This is a genomic window from Chryseobacterium viscerum (genome assembly GCF_002899945.2).
In the GTDB taxonomy this organism is placed as follows: Bacteria; Bacteroidota; Bacteroidia; order Flavobacteriales; family Weeksellaceae; genus Chryseobacterium; species Chryseobacterium viscerum.
In genome coordinates this window covers 231923-250107 of the sequence record NZ_PPEG02000007.1, presented here as the reverse complement: position 1 = coordinate 250107, position 18185 = coordinate 231923, and the positions used below count along the sequence as shown (strand labels likewise).

Here is an 18185-nt window from a genome sequence, read left to right as displayed (position 1 = left end):
ATCAATAGAAATTTTCTGTTGATACTTTTTCATACCTATGCATAAACTTTCAAAATACCCGATACTCCTTTTGTTATACTGTTCGGCAGCACTTTTTACGCTCTATTATTGTAAAAATGATAAGCAGCAGCCGGTGTACGAAGATCTTGGTTCTGTAAAAAACAGGATTATCAAAACCAATGCTGATTTTGAAAAACAGATCAATGAACTGAAAGCCCTTGTTTCTAAAAATTCTGAGCAAAAACTTCTTCAGGAGAAATTTCAGGATATCAGAAAAACTTACAAAAAAATGGAATGGGCGGTAGAATACTTCCTGCCCCACTCTGCAAGATTTATCAATGGTCCGGCCCTTCCTGAAATAGAAATGGACGAGCATACCGAAATAGAACCGGAAGGACTGCAGGTTTTGGAAGAAATGTTTTATCCTTATGATAAAGGGAATAAAGATGAAGTGATCAGAATGCTTAATAAGCTTATCAACAAAAGCAACACCATAGCAACCAACTTTCAGGTAATTACTGTAAGTAAAGATCAGGTATTTGATGCGTTGAGACAGGAAGCTTTCAGGATTTCCAGCTTAGGAATTTCAGGTTTTGACACTCCTGTTTCGGGAGTTTTTTTACAAGAAATACCTTCTTCCCTGGAAGGGATTAAAGAAACATTAGAACAAATCTCTACTGAACGGTCGAAAGATAAAGCATTAAAAAACATTACTGCAGAAATCAATTCAGCGATTGAAGTTCTGAAAAAAAACACAGACAAAAATACATTTGATTATGTCAATTTTATCCCTGATCATCTGAATAAGATCACTGCTTTGATGCTGGATTTTAAAAATCAGGAGAAAATTCCGGATGTTGAGGTAACCACTGCCTTAAACAAAAATGCAGCTACTTTTTTTGCTAAAAACGCCTTCAATCCCAATGCCTTCACTCCCGGGAAAGAATATGCATTCTCTGAAGAAAAAGCAGCTCTTGGTCATCAGCTTTTTAATGATAAGATACTGTCCAATAGTAACAACCGAAGCTGTGCAACATGTCATATTCCTGAGAAAGCATTTACTGATGGTCTTGCCAAATCAATGTCCCTTGAAAACTCAGAACTTGCCAGAAATGCACCTTCTCTCAACTATGCAGGATATCAGCATGGCCAGTTTTGGGATATGCGGAAGGATGATCTGGAAGGACAGAGCTCAGATGTGATCTCCAACAAAGAAGAAATGCATGGCGACCTGAATGTCATTCTTGCCAAAATCAATCAGGATAAAAACTATCAGGCAGCTTTTAAAAAGATCTATCATTCTCAAAAAACGGAAGTATGGCAACTTCAGAATGTATTGGCGAGCTACATCCGTTCTCTGGCAAAATTCAATTCAGATTTTGATGAATATATGAGAGGAAATAAGTCGGCAATGACGGAAAGCCAAAAGCGCGGATTCAATCTTTTTGTTGGAAAGGCTCAGTGTGCGATATGCCATTTCCTTCCTTTATTCAATGGTACCGTCCCTCCTAATTTCAAGAAAACAGAACAGGAAGTATTGGGAGTGGCCATGAACGGAGAGAATAAAACGTTTGACCATGATCTGGGAAGAGGAAAGTTTCATGAGACCGTTCCTTCATTACAGCATTCTTTCAAAACTCCAACGCTTAGAAATATTCATAAAACAACTCCTTATATGCACAATGGAGGGTACAAAACGTTAAAAGAGGTGATGAATTTTTATAATAAAGGGGGTGGAAAAGCTTTTGGATTCAAAGTAGAAAACCAGACACTTTCTGATGCTCCGCTACAGCTTAGCGATAAAGAAATAGATGATATTATTGAATTTATGAAGGCTTTGGATGATCGATAAAACCTTTCAGAAACACAAAAACTACAATAAACAATTAAAATTCCTGAACCTCATCTGTTCAGGAGTTTTTTTATTGGAAATCTTCAAGAAATTCAGAAAGACTATCTGAGACAATCAGACATTCAATTTTCTCAGGAAAAAGCACATACAAACATTAGATTAAATCAATGTTATACTCTGTTAAAAACTTTTCCAGAACAATAAATATCATTAATTTTGACGTAGTTTTTATACATGAAAAGGGGCTTACTGTTATTATTTTTTCTGATCAGCTTTTTGGCGTACTCACAATCAAAAATTAAGGTTGTAGATGACGCCACTCAAAAACCTGTCTTTAATGCTAAGATATCCTGTGACAACACGCTTATTGGATATACCAATGAACAAGGTGTTCTGGAATTCAAAACGGGCTGCAAAAACATTGATATTGACGCCGATACTTATCAGAAAGAAAGCATTACCGTAGAGAGCAGTATGGAAGTTTCCCTGCTCAAAAAAACATCAAAAACCACAGACATTGAAGCTGTAGTGATTGAAGATAAAAGTGATCCCAGAGCATTGGAAATTCTTAAAAAAGTAAATAAACTATTTAAAGAAAATTCCCCGAAAAGCTTAGGATCCTACTCCTATAAATCCTACGAAAAAATATCTCTGGATATAGATGAGGACAGCCTTTCCCAGTTTAATCAGTATTTTAATGATTTAAACATTTTCAAGAAAAAAAGGGAAAAAGACTCACTGAATAACATCACTGCAAGAAAAATATTTTCAAAAAGCAAGCTCTTCCTCTGGGAAAGGGCGCAGGAGTTTTTATATTCCAAAAAGTATGGTGAGAAAATCAATATTCTGGACAACAGAATCTCTGGTCTGAGGCAGCCTATCTATGAAATGATTGCACTCCAGCAAAGTAACAGAGATGTGGTTCCGGAACAATTGAAGCCGGAAAACAGAGGGCTTTACCGATTCTTTCTTTCAGATACAGTGACACTGGACGGAAGAAAAAACTTTGTGATCCGTTTCCGTGAAGTGAACTACAAGAAGTCAGACAAAAAGCGAAAGTATAACGGTGCCATTTATGTAGATACTGAAACCTACGGAGTCAAAAAAATTGAAAATTTCAGTAAAAGCAAAAACGACGGAATCATTACCAGTACCTGGGTTTTTTACAATAACAAATGGTTTCTTGCTCACGAAAAAGCCAAGCTTAAAATGGGCAAAATGGCGATGGATGACAAACAGCATTCTGATGATAAGAAAGATAAAAAGAGCTTTGGAACCTATGCATTTCTTACCTCTAAATATTTTGATTTCGAGGCTCCTATTGAAGAGAATGCCAAAGATTTCAAAGGCTATACTTTCTCTGTAAAAAACATTGACGGCCATTCTCTGGATCAATACAGAACAGATCCTCTTACGGACAGGGAACAAAATACCTATAAAACAATCGACAGTTTAGGTAAAAAATATAAAATCGACAGCAAAGCACAGATCTTATCAGGACTGCTGAACGGGCAGATCAGAATGGGATCTGTAGACATCGCTGTAGATGAAATTGTCAATTATAACTCCTACGAAGGATTCAGATTAGGTTTAAAAGCCAAGCTGAATGAAAATTTCAATCCTTATTTTTCACCGGACTATTATTTTGCTTATGGTGTGAAAGACAGAAAATGGAAATACGGGATGGGGCTTGATATGAAAACGACACTGGAGAAAAATTCATTTTTCAGATTTGAGGTGTACGATGATGTAACAGCATCCGGAGAGTTTAACCGAAAGCTTTGGAATTTCAAAATGAGAACGATGAACTTCGGGAATAATCTAAACAATGACAAATATTTTCACTTTAAAGGAATGTCATTATCTTACCTGAATGATGTTACAAACGGTCTTACCCTCGCCCTCGCTGTACGAAGAAATACAGAGGCCGCAGAATTTGATTATCAATTCAAAGACAGAGGAACTTCCTACAGGAACTTCAATACATTGTTTACCTTAAAATATTCTCCGAATTCTACCAATATTATGACTCCACAGGGAAAATCCCTGATCGATCAGAAATATCCTGAGCTGTATTTTAATTATGAACAGAGCTACAAAATGCTGGAAGGAGACTTCAGCTATTCCCGTTTTGACGCCCTTTTTGTTCATAATTTTAAGACGCCTATCGGAACTACCGGTTTCAGGCTCTATGGAGGTGTTGTCTTGGGTGGAGCGCCTATCTGGAAAAACTTTACGATGAACGGACTGGCTTCTCCAGGTAAGGATTTTAATTTTAACCTTACTTCTTACCTTGGATTTGCGACGCTTGAAGGCGGGAAATACTATAATGATAAGTTTGTAGCTTATTATTTCACTCACAAACTGCCTTGGTATTTCAAAAGTTTTGGACACAATGTTTCCAGTTTTGATTTTGTCTTAAGAGGAACTATCGGGGATATGAAGCACCCGGAATACCACCAGTTTAAGTTCAGGAAGCTGGATCACCTGTATCAGGAAGTCGGATTGGAATGGAACAATTTCCTTTCCAGTTATTTTAATCTGGGCTTATTCTACAGAGTGGGCTATTATGCGACGCCTCATTTTAAAGAAAATTTTGCCATCCAGTTTAAGCTGAAGTTTCTCGAGTTTTAATCGTCAGTGAAATACAAAATCTTTATTTTTGAATCAGAATTCAGAAATATTCAACGATACTATATAAAAAAAGAACATGCAGAAAATCGAAATCAAAGCAGAACAGTTTTTTGAATTATTAAAATTAAAAGACACTCCGATGTGGGACATTTTCTCACAGATGATCGATGGAAATGAAAAGGAAATCATCTTTTTAGACAATGAAGACAAGATCCTTTTTAATTATTTTTTGCCTTCTAACCTGGAAAAGCTGGAAGAAGACAGAAAGGAATTTTCAAAACAGTTTTCAGAGAAATTAGCTAACTTCAATTAAAGTTCCTATGAATAAAAATTATGTTTTTTCTCTGCTGGGTCTTTTCTTATTTGCCTTTGGAAACGCTCAGAATTATAAAAAACCTTTGGTCTCTGCCATCAAAGAATCTGATCTTCGTACCGATATGTATCAGCTTGCCGCAGACCAATTTTGGGGTCGTGAAGCCGGAACTCTGGACGAGTTAAAAGTTTCTATGTGGCTTGCTGACAAAGCAAAAGAAGCAGGAATGAAACCTGCCGGCGATAACGGAACTTTTTTCCAGTTTTTTGATATGTACAGACATCAAATTATCCCGCAAAGCAGTCTGAAAATTGGAGACAACAACCTGAAAATATGGAAAGATTTCCTGGTTGCAGAGCCTGTAAATGCGTCTGTAGATGCTGAGATTGTGTATGCAGGAAACGCAGAACCTGAAGATCTTGCAAAATTAAATATCAAAGGGAAGATTCTTGCCGTAAATGCTTCTGATAAAAACATTTCTAAAGATATGACCCTTTTCGTAAGGAGATATCCCGGATTTGTAAGGAATAAATATTACAATAAAGCTTCTGAGCTGGGAGCTAAAGCCATTATTTTCATTACCGATGATATTTCTGAGCAAAGCTGGGTAGAAATACTCCCTCAAATGACCAGAGGAAGCTACGGAGTGGAAGGATTAAGAGAGAAAATCACCAATAATATTCCTGTTTTGTGGATCAAAAGAGAAAATGCCGGCTGGGTAAAAAACAATCCTAAAGCTTCTCTGAACCTGATCACTGAATCTTACAAATATCCATCCATTAATATCATCGGAAAGATAGAAGGGACAGATCCGGTTCTTAAAAACGAGTATGTTTTATTAAGTGGACACCAGGATCATGACGGCATCAGACATCCTGTGAAAAATGACACGATCTACAACGGAGCTGATGATAATGCAAGTACGTGTGTTGCGATGTTGGCAATGGCCAGAGCTTATAAGAAACAGCCGGGAAAAAGAAGTATTTTGTTTGTTTTCCATGGAGCTGAAGAGAGAGGACTGTTGGGTTCACGATGGCATGCAGCCCACCCTGTTGTTCCTAAAGAGAAGATTGTAGCAGTTCTGAACGGTGATATGATCGGAAGAAATGACAATAATGAAGCGGCTTTATTAGGAGGAAATGCGCCACATAAAAATTCTGAAGAATTGGTAAAAATGGCTGAAGAAGCCAATAATGAGAGTACAAAATTCAAATACCTGAAAGATTGGGATTCTCCGAGCCATGCTGAGTATTTCTATTTTAGAAGTGATCATCTTCCTTATGCTAAAATCGGGATTCCTGCTATATTTTTCACGAGTGTACTGCATGATCAGTACCATACTCCACAGGATGAATCTGAAAATATCAACTACAAAAAGCTTTATAAAATGACCGAATGGATGTACAGAACATCCTGGAAAGTTGCTAATGAAGCTGAACGCCCGAAAGTAATTTCAAATTTTTCATTGGAAAGATAAACTATAAGAATAAAGAATCGAACCATTAAGAAAAATTTAGTGTTTAAGGAAAGTTAAGATTCAAATTAATTTGAATGAAGCATTCCACTTAATAAATATCGAAAGATATTTTCCTTCATCATTCTTAAAAACTTAATCATCCTTAATGGTTTAAAAAATTATTTTTAATTCATTATAGTTCTTTTGCCTTGAAGCAAAAGAATCAAAAATTCAAGACTTAGAAACTTCAGCTAAAAATGAAATCTGTTCTCTAAAAACTCTAAACTCGTGCGGAAACGGACTATGTTTAGGATCAAATGTTGTCCCGCACTCAAACACCAGAGTTTTTCTAACGTTCACAGAATTCATTTTCTTAACGCTTCAGTTTCTTATGTCGGTTGACATTGTTAAAAACAAAAAAGCTTCACAGATTGTGAAGCTTTTTTCATCATTGTGTTTTTAGAATCTGTTTGAAAAACGAAATAATTTACTATAGAATATGATTTGGAACCATTAAGAAGAGTTTAGTGTTTAAGGAAAGTTAAGATTCAAATTAATTTGAATGAAGCATTCCACTTACTAAATATCGAAAGATATTTTCCTTCATTATTCTTAAAAAATTAATCATCCTTAATGGTTTAAAAAATTATTTTTAATTCATTATAGTTCTTTTGCCTTGAAGCAAAAGAACCAAAAATTCAAGACTTAGAAACTTCCGCTAAAAATGAAATCTGTTCTCTAAAAACTCTAAACTCGTGCGGAAACGCATTATGTTGAGGATCAAATGTTGTCCCGCACTCAAACACTAGAGTTTTTTTAACGTTCACAGCATTCATTTTATTAACGCTTCAATTTCTTATGTCATTTGATATTGTTAAAAATAAAAAAGCTTCACAGAGTGTGAAGCTTTTTTCATCATTGTGTTTTTAGAATCTAGTTGAAAACGAAATAATTTAATATAGAATATGATTTGGAACCATTAAGAAGAGTTTAGGTTGTAAGGAAAGTTAAGATCCAAATTAATTTGAATGAAGCATTCTGCTTACTAAATATAGAAAGATATTTTCCTTCATTATTCTTAAAAACTTAATCATCCTTTATGGTTTAAAAAATTATTTTTAATTAATCATAGTTCTTTTGCCTTGAAGCAAAAGAACCAAAAATTCAAGACTTAGAAACTTCCGCTAAAAATGAAATCTGTTCTCTAAAAACTCTAAACTCGTGCGGAAACGCACTATGTTGAGGATCAAATGTTGTCCCGCACTCAAACACTAGAGTTTTTCTAACGTTCACAGAATTCATTTTATTAACGCTTCAGTTTCTTATGTCATTTGACATTGTTAAAAAAAGAAACATTTCTCTTTTTAAATCTAAATTCTTTTAAATAAGAAGATTCATTAAAGAAGGATCATTATTCAGATAGTTGACAAAAAAATCATTTTGCTTCATTTTATCAATCAAAGGGGTAAAATCTTTGTTTTGTTTGAGAGCAATTCCCACCACTGCAATTCCTTTTTCTTTCGAGTTTTTTTGGGTGTACTCAAAGTAGGTAATGTCATCATCAGGTCCCAGCACATCTATCACAAACGTTTTCAGTGCTCCGGGGCGCTGTGGAAATCTCACCAGGAAATAGTGTTTCAATCCTGCATACAGCAACGCTTTTTCTTTGATTTCCTCCATACGGGTGATATCATTATTGCTTCCGCTGATAATACAGACTACATTTTTACCTTTAATTTCGTCTCTGTACTTTTCCAATGCTGCTACTGAAAGGGCTCCCGCAGGTTCTACCACAATAGCATCTTTATTATACAATGACAAAATGGTTTGGCAAACAAGTCCTTCCTCTACCGTAGCCATATCATACAGGATATCTTTGCAGCGTTCAAAAGTGAGATCTCCCACTTGCTGTACGGCAGCTCCATCTACAAACCGGCTTATCTTTTCAAGAAGGACAGGCCTCCCCTTTTCCAGTGCTTTTGTCATACTTGCTGCCGCTGAAGGTTCTACTCCAATAATCTTTGTCTGTGGTGACAGATGTTGAAATACAGAACAAATGCCTGCTGCCAGACCTCCTCCTCCAATCGGAACAAAAAGATAATCGATAACACCTTCCGTTTGATCCAAAATTTCCAGTGCCGTTGTTGCCTGTCCTTCAATAATCGCGGGATCATCAAAAGGATGAATAAATGCACTGTTATGGTCTTTGCAAAAACTCATCGCGGCATCTTTGGCGGCATCAAATGTATCTCCATACAGAATGACATCTATATATTCTCCACCGAACATTTTCACCTGTTCAAGTTTTTGTCCGGGGGTAGGCAAAGGCATGAAAATAGTACCTTTCACCTTCATCGTATGACACGCAAAAGCAACTCCCTGTGCATGATTTCCGGCACTGGCACACACGACTCCTTTTGAAAGCTCTTCCTGTGACATGGTTGCCATCTTATTGTAAGCTCCTCTGATTTTATAGGATCTTACTCTTTGAAGGTCTTCTCTTTTAAAACTAATATTCGCCTCATAAATAGCTGACAGATTATTATTGACAGCCAAAGGTGTTTTTACCACTACATCTTTTAATCGTTCCTCCGCTTTATAGACATTCTCTAAAACGGAGGAAGCTATTCCTTCTTTCATCATCTTTATAGTTATTAATTGTTTTCGGGTCTCAGGCTTCGTACCGTCTTACCGGCCTTCCACATTTCGCTTTCTCTTAATTCAGTAAGCTCTACTTCTAATTTTTCACGATAATCCGGCTTGCTGTTGCTGTCGATAGAACGTTGTGCTTCATTTCCTTTGGCTACATTGTCATACAATTCTTCAAATAAAGGAGAAGTTGCATCCCTGAAACGTTTCCACCAATCCAAAGCGCCTCTCTGGGCAGTGGTACTGCAGTTGGCATACATCCAGTCCATTCCGTTTTCTGCGACCAATGGCATTAATGACTGGGTCAATTCTTCTACGGTTTCATTAAAAGCTTCAGAAGGACTGTGTCCGTTTTTTCTCAATACATCATACTGAGCGGCAAATATTCCCTGTACGGCTCCCATCAATGTTCCACGTTCTCCTGCAAGGTCACTGTATACTTCTTTTTTAAAATCTGTTTCAAAAAGATATCCGCTTCCTATCGCGATCCCCATTGCCGTTACTCTTTCTCTGGCTTTTCCTGTTGCATCCTGATATACGGCAAAACTGCTGTTCAGACCTCTGTCTTGTAGAAACATTCTTCTCAATGATGTTCCTGAACCTTTTGGCGCTACCAGAAATACATCTACATCGGTGGGAGGAACAATTCCTGTACGTTCGCTGAAAGTAATTCCGAAACCATGAGAAAAATACAAAGCTTTTCCAGCAGTAAGATGCTGTTTTACTTTTGGCCAATATTCAATCTGGGCAGCATCACTCAAAAGATAGCAGATAATAGTTCCTTTTTCTAACGCTTCTTCGATTTCAAATAACGTTTCTCCCGGTACAAATCCGTCTGCTACTGCTTTATCCCACGATTTGGAGTTTTTTCTCTGCCCTACAATGACATTAATTCCGTTATCTTTCTGATTCAAAGCCTGCCCTGGTCCCTGTACTCCATATCCAATTACTGCTACAACTTCATTTTTTAATACTTCCTGAGCTTTTTCCAACGGAAATTCGTTTCTTGTTACTACGTTCTCCTCTACTCCTCCAAAATTCAATTTTGCCATTTTTTTTGATTTTATTTATTACTGATTATGATGTTTAATTTTTTGCTTAACTCGCATATTCTATTGCGGTCAGATATGGGGTTCTGTGATAATGTACCTCCAGAACGTCTACCTGTTTTTCCATTTGCCTGCTGATCTTCTGAACAGAATCTTCTGTTTCTCTGATCACAATGACAAACTTTTTTACTTTTTCTATTTCGGAAGGTCCCACGTTGAAAGTCAACATAGAAATTCTCCTTCTCGAAAAAATAGCATTAATCCGGCTGATCAATCCTAAATAGTCTTCTGTATACGCGGTAATGGTATATTCTTTATGATCTGTTTTCATCTTTTTATTCTTTAAAATTTATTATTCAGTACAATCTCTGAAACACTTTTCCCTTGAGGAATCATTGGAAATACATTGTGTTCTTTTCCTGTCATGACCTCAAGAAGAAAAGCTCCGCTGTGATCAAGCATTTCACGAAGGGCCAACTTCAAATCTTCTCTCTCAGAAACTTTGTTTCCAGGAATATGATATCCTTTTGCTACCTGAACAAAGTCAGGACTTTGAATATCCACTGAGGAATATCTTTCTTCGTGAAACAGTTCCTGCCACTGTCTTACCATTCCCAGGTAGCAGTTATTAAGAATTAGAATTTTAACTTCCGGATGATACTGCATAATGGTTCCCAATTCCTGAATATTCATTTGGGCTCCTCCATCTCCCATAACCGCTATAACAGGGCGATTGGTCCCTGCATATGATGCTCCGATTGCTGCGGGAAGACAAAATCCCATGGTTCCCAATCCGCCACTCGTGACATTGGTTCGGGAATGCTTAAATATAGAGTAGCGGCATGTTGCCATCTGATGCTGTCCTACATCTGTTACAATGATTGCTTCTCCTGCTGTCATCTCATTCAGGTAGCGGATAACTTCTCCCATTGTAATTTCTCCTTCCTCAGGATAAAGCTCCGTATTGATCAGGTTGATACTTTCAATTTCATAACATTTTTTAAATCTTTCATGCCATTCCGGATGCTCTCTTTTTGAAATCCATCCTGTAAGAAGAGGAATCGTCTGTTTGCAGTTTCCAAGAATCGGAACATCGGCTTTTACATTTTTATTGATCTCTGCTTTATCAATATCCAGGTGAATGATCTTTGCCTGTTTCGCATACTGATCCAGTCTTCCGGTCACCCGGTCATCGAAACGCATTCCGACAGCGATCAGAACATCGCATTCGTTGGTTAATATATTCGGTCCATAATTTCCATGCATTCCTACCATCCCTACAGCCTGAGGGTGATCGGTAGGTATAGCACTCATTCCCAAAACCGTCCATGCCACCGGGATTCCTGATTTTTCAGCAAACGCTAAAAATTCTTTTTCAGCTTTCCCCAACATAATTCCCTGTCCTGCTATGATAAATGGTTTCTCTGCATTATTGATCAGTTCCGCCGCTTTTTCAATACTTTCAAAACATAGATTGGGATCCGGTTTATAGCTTCTCAATGATTGACATGGAGAATATCCTTTATAATCAACAGACTGCAGCTGGGCATTTTTGGTGACATCAATCAGTACAGGGCCTGGACGGCCTGATTTTGCAATATAAAATGCTTTTGCCAGTACTTCGGGAAGCTCATTGGCATCAGTCACCTGGTAATTCCATTTGGTAACCGGGCTTGTGACGTTCATTACATCTATTTCCTGAAAGGCATCGGTTCCGAGAAGGTGTTCAAAAACCTGTCCTGTAACGCATACCAAAGGGGTATTATCCAACAGAGCATCTGCTAATCCTGTGACAAGATTGGTTGCTCCGGGCCCACTGGTTGCCAATACAACCCCTACTTCTCCAGATACTCTTGCAAGACCTTGCGCAGCATGTACCGCAGCCTGTTCATGACGCACCAGAATATGTTCCAATGATTCCTTGTAGTCGTAAAGGGCATCATAAATTGGAATAATAGCTCCCCCCGGATATCCGAAAACGGTTTTTACTCCTTCCTGAAGAAATGCCTCCAAAATGATCCGGCTTCCGGTAAGTTGTATTTCTGTTGATAAATTCAGGTTTTCCATATACTTTTATTGAGTGATTTCGTCCGTTACGCAGCCTTCTGCCGCTGATGATACCGTTAATGCATATTTAAAAAGCAGTCCTTTCTGTACTTTAAGAGGGGGTTTTTGCCACCCTTCCTTTCTTCTTTCAATTTCTTCTTCTGAAACTTTGAGCTGTATGGTGTTGTTTACGGCATCTATTTCAATCAGGTCATTATCGTTTACAAAGGCGATCAATCCTCCTTCGTGAGCTTCCGGAGTAATATGTCCTACTACAAAACCATGGGTTCCGCCACTAAATCTTCCATCTGTAATCAAGGCAACACTTTTCCCCAGACCTGCTCCAATCAAAGCACTGGTAGGTTTCAGCATTTCCGGCATTCCGGGAGCTCCTTTGGGACCTTCATGACGAATGACGATGACATCACCATGCTGTACGGTTCCATCCTGAATTCCTCTGATCAGATTTTTTTCTCCATCAAATACACGGGCTTTTCCCACAAAACGTTCTCCTTCTTTTCCTGTAATTTTTGCCACGCTTCCTTTTTCAGCAAGGTTTCCATACAATATTCTCAGGTGTCCGGTAGCTTTTATGGGTGCTGACAGAGGTCTTATGATTTTCTGTGTATTAAAATCCAGATTCGGAACATCTTTAAGATTCTCAGCGAGTGTTTTTCCGGTAACGGTAAGGCAGTCTCCATGAAGTAAACCTTCTTCCAGCAAATATTTCATTACCGACGGTATTCCTCCGTGCTCATACAAATCCTGCATCAGGTATTTCCCGCTTGGTTTAAGATCGGCCAATACAGGCGTACAATCGCTCATCTTCTGAAAATCATCCTGGGTGAGAGGCACTCCGACACTTTTTGCCATGGCTATAAAATGTAAAACCGCATTGGTACTTCCTCCCAAAATAACAATCATACGAAGGGCATTTTCAAAAGCTTTCCTGGTCATGATATCAGAAGGCTTAATGTCTTTTTCCAATAATATTTTAATATATTTTCCGGCTTCATGACATTCGTTTTGTTTTTCCTGGCTTAAAGCAGGATTGGAAGAGGAATATGGAAGGCTCATTCCTAATGCCTCTATCGCAGATGCCATAGTATTTGCCGTGTACATTCCTCCACATGCTCCTGCTCCCGGGCAAGAATTTTTTATCACCCCATCAAAGTCTTCTTCTGTGATTTCACCGGCAATTTTTTGCCCTAAAGCTTCGAAAGCCGAAACGATATTGAGCTGTTCTCCTTTATAACAACCGGGAGCAATAGTTCCTCCATACACCATGATAGAGGGTCTGTCTAACCTTCCCATTGCGATAATAGTTCCCGGCATATTTTTGTCACAGCCCGGTAATGCGATCAATCCGTCGTAGTATTGTGCTCCGCAGATGGCTTCAATACTGTCTGCAATTACATCTCGGCTTACCAGTGAATAGCGCATCCCATCTGTTCCGTTGCTCATTCCGTCACTTACACCAATGGTATTGAAAATCAATCCGGCCAACCCATTATTCCAGGTTCCTTTTTTTACCTCCCTGGCAAGATCGTTGAGGTGCATATTACAGGTATTTCCATCGTATCCCATGCTGGCAATCCCGATCTGAGCCTTGTGCATATCTTCTTCTGTAAAACCTATCCCGTACAACATTGCTTTGGCAGCGGGCTGTTCACTGTTTTGTGTGAACGTTTTTGAATATTTATTTAGCATATTATTCTTCATTTTCTTTTCTTCTCATCTGCTTAAAGCGATTTTTTTTATTTAATTTTCAGCCAAAACTACAGCTTGTAATATTTCTTTCATTTCTAAATTTCCTAAAAACTACAATATCCAATCATTTAAAAAACAGATGTATTTATTTGATAATTAGATATTTAAATTCTAAAAATTTACAATGACAGAACTCTTACCCTTTTCAAATAAGCCCGCTGTACTCTCCCACTTGCTGTATCTTCCCAGTCTCTGGTAAAAGGGACATCATCGAGCGAATCCAGCGCAACAATTTCTGCAGCGGTACCACAGAAAAAACCGGCATCTGCTCCTCTCATTTCTTCAGGTTTGAAAAAGGATTCTTTAACCGGAATATCAAGCTCCTCACAGATTTCAAAAACCGTCTGTCTTGTAATTCCCGGAAGGATGCTTCCTTTGCCCGGCGTGAATAGGACTCCATCTTTTTCGTAGAAAACATTGGCACCAGAGCTCTCGGCAACATTTCCGTTCTCATCCAAAACCAATGCTTCATCATAGCCTTTGTCTTTGGCATCCTGACAGGCAAGGATCGAATTCACATAATGTCCACCTACTTTGGCTTCAACCTTAAAAGCTTTAGGATTCGGGCGCTGAAAAGGGGAAGTCATGATTTTCATTTTATCTGCCAGGTATCCGTTGTTCCATTCCCAGGCAAGAAGCGACAGGTAAGATTTTTGTCCTTTTGAAAGTGACATATTGGGAGAACATGTGACCAACGGACGGATATAAGCATCTGTAAATCCGTTACGTTCCAGAAGTTCATACGTCAATTCTGTAAGCTGCTCTGCGGAATAATCAAAGGGAATATGCATCAGTTCTGCTGATCTTTTCAGTCTTTCGTAGTGTTCTTTTGCTTTGAAAATTTGGGTTCCCTGATCTGTACTGTAGGATTTGATTCCTTCAAAAACAGAGTAACCGTAGTGAAGGGATTGCCCATAAAGATCTGTTCCGGCTTCCTTTGCCTTCAAAAATTTTCCATCAAAATAGATGACCGTGTCGTCGTTGTAATACATGTTATAGAAGTTTAAAAAATTAAAAAAGGGAATAAAAAAAGCCCTCTCACGCTGTGAGAGGGCTCCATATATGTACAGTCATATAGTTTCCTTCTCACAGACGCAAGGGAATAATAATGACGATAATAATTACTGATAATAACTGATACATACTCTTGTACTATAAAAAATTAAAACAAAAAAAAGCCGTTTCAAATATGAAACGGCCTATATATAATTTAAATTAAAATCTATTTAAAATGCCGTTTCCCTACTGTTGTTAATGACAACAGCAATAATAGAAATGACAATAATATTTTTCTGATTCGTAAAATTCATACTGCAAATGTATAAACTTTTTAAATACTCACAAGTTTTTTTCACACTTTTTATTTTTTTCGTAAAAAATGGGTAAGCGTTTCCTTTGCTTCAGCCACATCATGAACCCTTAAAATTTTTGCGCCCTGCTCCAACACTTTCATATGAAGTTTCTGAGTTTCTTCATTGATATCCAGAGGCGATTTCCCAAGTGGTTTATAGATAAATGACTTCCTGGAAATGCCTATTAAAAGAGGAAATTTTCCCAATCCGAGATATTCAACTTCGTGGATCATTTTCATTTGGTCTTCTACTGTTTTTCCGAAACCAAAACCGGGATCAAGGATGATATCATTCACGCCTTTTTCTAGAAGTTCTTTCGTTTTTTTGGAAAAATATTGGTTCACATCCAGCGTTATATCTTCGAATTTTATTTTATCGTGCATGGTTTGGTAAGAAGGATTTACATGCATCAGGATGTACGGAAGCTTCGTTTCGGCAGCTGTATCAAACATTTCTGCATCATACTGCCCTCCTGAAATATCATTGATCAGATCTATTCCTTCATTAAATCCAAATCTCACTGTTTCCGCATAAAAAGTATCAAGGGAAATCAGGGCTTCCGGAAATTCTTTTTTGATCAGAGAAATGAGATTTCCGATCCTGTCGATTTCTTCTTCAGCACTCAAAAATTCTGCATTAGGACGTGTAGACTGAGGTCCAATATCCAGTATTTCAGCTCCTTCTTTCAAGAGTTTTTCGGCATGTGACAAAGCTGATTTTTCATTATTGAATTTCCCTCCGTCAGAGAAAGAATCCGGGGTCAGATTCAGGATTCCCATGATCTTTGGAGTGTCTAGTTGTACCAATCGGCCGTTGCAGTTGATTGAATAGGTTGGAGCGTTGGAGCGTTGGATCGTTGGAGGGTTGGAAAGCATGGGAGTTTATTACAGGGGGATGAGAATTAATAAATGATAGTTGATAAATAATTTTGTAGTGCAAAATTAGTGATTTATGTGTTTTTAATGAGAAGAAATTAGAAATTATAGGCTGGAAGCTAGAAGCTGGAGGTTGGAAACTACATGCACACTCTCAAATCCCAAAACTCGGTAAATCGAATCTTGAAACTCTTACCTCAAACACTCTCTACCCCTAAAACCCTCTTACTCTCCAACTCTAAAACCCAACAACTCGAAACCCAACCCCTGCATCACGAATCCGAAACACTCAAACTCACCCACCCTCAAACCCTCTGACTCACAAACTCAGCTCTTCAAATTCAAAAATCTAAAACCGAATTCGTATATTTGGAAGATTAAGAAATTTTATGCTAAAAACATCAGTACAGTTCGAGAAAGTTATCAGTCAGTGTCGTGATCTTTTCGGTAAAAAACTACAGGATTACGGGGCTGCATGGAGGGTACTAAGACCGAGTTCCATTACAGACCAGATTTACATCAAAGTCAACAGGATTCGTACGCTTCAGATGACTGATAAAAAAATGGTAGATGAGAGTGAGGAAGATGAATTTATTGCCATTGTGAACTACTCTATCATTGGACTTATTCAGCTTGAGAAAGGTCTTTCCAATGACTTCAATGAAAATAAAGAAGAAATTTTAGGTCTGTATGACCAATACGCCCATGAAGCGAAGGCTTTAATGGAAAGAAAAAACCATGATTATGGTGAGGCATGGAGAGATATGAGAATCTCTTCGATTACGGATCTTATTTATCAAAAAGTATTAAGAACAAAACAGATTGAGGACAACCAGGGAAAAACTATCGTCTCTGAAGGGCTTGACGCGAACTATTTCGATATGCTGAACTATGCTGTCTTCTGCCTGATCAAATTCTCGGAAAAAGAAAATCAATTCGAACCCAAAAATATTTAATATGCTCAAAGGTTTATTACGCTTTATTATCGCTGTTATTTTTATCCTTTCAGGCTTTGTGAAAGCCGTGGATCTTGTAGGTTTTTCTTTCAAAATGGAAGAATATTTTGCTCCTCCTGTTTTTAATATGCCATTTTTAGAAAAGTTTGCACTGCTATTTTCAGTTATAGTAGTGGTACTGGAGCTTTTCTTAGGATTTATGCTGCTGCTTAAATTAAAGCTTAAATTTACCTTATCCATATTAATTGCCCTTTGTATTTTCTTTGGATTCCTTACCTTTTATTCCGCTTATTTCAATGTCGTAACAGACTGTGGATGTTTTGGGGATGCGATCAAATTTACGCCTTGGCAAAGTTTCATTAAGGATGTTGTCCTTCTTGTAGGACTGATTATTCTATTCATCATGTATAGAAAAGAATTCCGTAAAAAAGATGAGTATGCCGTTACTCAGAAAGAGCCTTCCAACACTTTTAAATATATTCTTTTAGGTGTGTTTTCTCTGGGCATGATTTACGTTATGGCACAAGGAATTATGCATGAACCGATCATTGATTTCCGTGATTATAAAATTGGTACAGATATTAAAAGTGAAAAAGTAAAAATCGAGAAGAACCCTTCTGAATACAAGACTTTCTACTCTCTGAAAAATCAGAAAACGGGAGCCGTTGTAAAAGTAAATCAGGATGATTATATCAAAAAAACAGAATACTGGGCAGAAGGTTCTCCATGGAAAATTGAGGATGGGAAAAACGAATCTGTATTGATCAAAGAAGGTTATAAATCTGAAATTGTAAAACTGAAGATTGAAGATCCTACGGGAATGGAGGTTACTAATGAGATCATTAATGCTCCAAAAGCTGTTTTGGTTTTCTCTTACCACCCCAAAGAGATCCCTGCTGATCTGCTTCAGAAAGTGGAAGCGAAGGTAAATGCTCAGAAAGGAGCTCTTATCTATGGAGTTTCTACAGAGCCCAATACTTTTAAAACAATCAAGAATGTACTAATGGACGGAACTGCCATCAAAACAATAGCGAGAAGCAACCCGTTTGTATTGATCCTTGAAAAAGGAAAAATTGTAGACAAACAACCTGCAAAAGACTACGTTAACTAATTATAAATGATAGAAGAAAAGAAGTCTCTATGAGAAATAATTGTAGATCAATTATCAATTATCAATTATCAATTATCAATTATCAATTATCAAATTTAAACACTAAACTTAAACATACCACA

Annotated in this window: 13 protein-coding genes; 6 read left to right on the top strand and 7 right to left on the bottom strand. The window is 37.6% G+C overall.

The annotated features are described in order from the left end of the window. Positions 1-37: 37 nt before the first annotated feature. From C1634_RS17615 to C1634_RS17600, 4 genes are all read left to right on the top strand, one after another. Positions 38-1852: a cytochrome-c peroxidase gene (locus C1634_RS17615; protein WP_109738839.1), complete on the top strand. Its 1815-nt coding sequence runs from the start codon at positions 38-40 to the stop codon at positions 1850-1852. A gap of 234 nt (positions 1853-2086) precedes the next feature. Next, complete coding sequence (locus C1634_RS17610; RefSeq protein ID WP_109738838.1) at positions 2087-4486, top strand: hypothetical protein; 2400 nt, start codon at positions 2087-2089, stop codon at positions 4484-4486. Between the two features lie 76 nt (positions 4487-4562). Further along, positions 4563-4799, top strand: coding sequence for a hypothetical protein (locus C1634_RS17605; RefSeq protein ID WP_103235278.1), 237 nt, complete (start codon positions 4563-4565; stop codon positions 4797-4799). A gap of 7 nt (positions 4800-4806) precedes the next feature. After that, on the top strand, positions 4807-6276 hold the full coding sequence (locus C1634_RS17600; RefSeq protein WP_103235279.1) for a M20/M25/M40 family metallo-hydrolase: 1470 nt from the start codon (positions 4807-4809) through the stop codon (positions 6274-6276). 1359 nt (positions 6277-7635) lie between these two features. Here the strand turns inward: C1634_RS17600 and ilvA are convergent. From ilvA to folP, 7 genes are all read right to left on the bottom strand, one after another. Further along, positions 7636-8898 carry a threonine ammonia-lyase gene (gene ilvA / locus C1634_RS17595; RefSeq protein WP_103234238.1) on the bottom strand — a complete coding sequence of 421 codons (1263 nt, stop codon included), beginning with the start codon at positions 8896-8898 and terminating at the stop codon, positions 7636-7638. 11 nt (positions 8899-8909) lie between these two features. Continuing rightward, a complete protein-coding gene (gene ilvC / locus C1634_RS17590) occupies positions 8910-9956 on the bottom strand; it encodes a ketol-acid reductoisomerase (RefSeq protein WP_103234239.1) in 1047 nt (348 codons plus the stop codon). 46 nt (positions 9957-10002) lie between these two features. Next, a complete protein-coding gene (locus C1634_RS17585; protein WP_103234240.1) occupies positions 10003-10284 on the bottom strand; it encodes an ACT domain-containing protein in 282 nt (93 codons plus the stop codon). Between the two features lie 11 nt (positions 10285-10295). Beyond that, the gene (gene ilvB / locus C1634_RS17580; protein ID WP_103234241.1) at positions 10296-12020 is read right to left on the bottom strand and encodes a biosynthetic-type acetolactate synthase large subunit; all 1725 of its coding nucleotides are present in this window, start codon (positions 12018-12020) and stop codon (positions 10296-10298) included. A 6-nt stretch (positions 12021-12026) separates the two neighbouring features. Then, positions 12027-13709 (bottom strand): dihydroxy-acid dehydratase, encoded by a 1683-nt coding sequence (gene ilvD / locus C1634_RS17575; protein WP_103234246.1) that lies wholly within the window; start codon positions 13707-13709, stop codon positions 12027-12029. Positions 13710-13888: 179 nt separating this feature from the next. After that, complete coding sequence (ilvE, locus tag C1634_RS17570) at positions 13889-14761, bottom strand: branched-chain-amino-acid transaminase (protein ID WP_109738837.1); 873 nt, start codon at positions 14759-14761, stop codon at positions 13889-13891. A gap of 368 nt (positions 14762-15129) precedes the next feature. Further along, entirely contained in the window at positions 15130-15996 is an 867-nt protein-coding gene (gene folP / locus C1634_RS17565; protein WP_103234243.1) for a dihydropteroate synthase, read from the bottom strand. A gap of 389 nt (positions 15997-16385) precedes the next feature. On the opposite strand from folP, the gene C1634_RS17560 reads away from it, so the two are divergent. Next, positions 16386-16952, top strand: coding sequence for a DUF1599 domain-containing protein (locus C1634_RS17560; protein WP_103234244.1), 567 nt, complete (start codon positions 16386-16388; stop codon positions 16950-16952). Between the two features lies 1 nt (position 16953). Then, positions 16954-18063 carry a BT_3928 family protein gene (locus C1634_RS17555; protein ID WP_109738836.1) on the top strand — a complete coding sequence of 370 codons (1110 nt, stop codon included), beginning with the start codon at positions 16954-16956 and terminating at the stop codon, positions 18061-18063. Positions 18064-18185: the final 122 nt, after the last annotated feature.

Coding starts and splice junctions, on each gene's coding strand:
- ilvB (WP_103234241.1), bottom strand. CDS start 12,020: ATGGAAAACCTGAATTTATCAACAGAAATACAACTTACCGGAAGCCGG.
- C1634_RS17605 (WP_103235278.1), top strand. CDS start 4,563: ATGCAGAAAATCGAAATCAAAGCAGAACAGTTTTTTGAATTATTAAAA.
- C1634_RS17585 (WP_103234240.1), bottom strand. CDS start 10,284: ATGAAAACAGATCATAAAGAATATACCATTACCGCGTATACAGAAGAC.
- ilvA (WP_103234238.1), bottom strand. CDS start 8,898: ATGATGAAAGAAGGAATAGCTTCCTCCGTTTTAGAGAATGTCTATAAA.
- C1634_RS17610 (WP_109738838.1), top strand. CDS start 2,087: ATGAAAAGGGGCTTACTGTTATTATTTTTTCTGATCAGCTTTTTGGCG.
- C1634_RS17615 (WP_109738839.1), top strand. CDS start 38: ATGCATAAACTTTCAAAATACCCGATACTCCTTTTGTTATACTGTTCG.
- C1634_RS17600 (WP_103235279.1), top strand. CDS start 4,807: ATGAATAAAAATTATGTTTTTTCTCTGCTGGGTCTTTTCTTATTTGCC.
- C1634_RS17560 (WP_103234244.1), top strand. CDS start 16,386: ATGCTAAAAACATCAGTACAGTTCGAGAAAGTTATCAGTCAGTGTCGT.
- ilvD (WP_103234246.1), bottom strand. CDS start 13,709: ATGCTAAATAAATATTCAAAAACGTTCACACAAAACAGTGAACAGCCC.
- folP (WP_103234243.1), bottom strand. CDS start 15,996: ATGCTTTCCAACCCTCCAACGATCCAACGCTCCAACGCTCCAACCTAT.
- C1634_RS17555 (WP_109738836.1), top strand. CDS start 16,954: ATGCTCAAAGGTTTATTACGCTTTATTATCGCTGTTATTTTTATCCTT.
- ilvC (WP_103234239.1), bottom strand. CDS start 9,956: ATGGCAAAATTGAATTTTGGAGGAGTAGAGGAGAACGTAGTAACAAGA.
- ilvE (WP_109738837.1), bottom strand. CDS start 14,761: ATGTATTACAACGACGACACGGTCATCTATTTTGATGGAAAATTTTTG.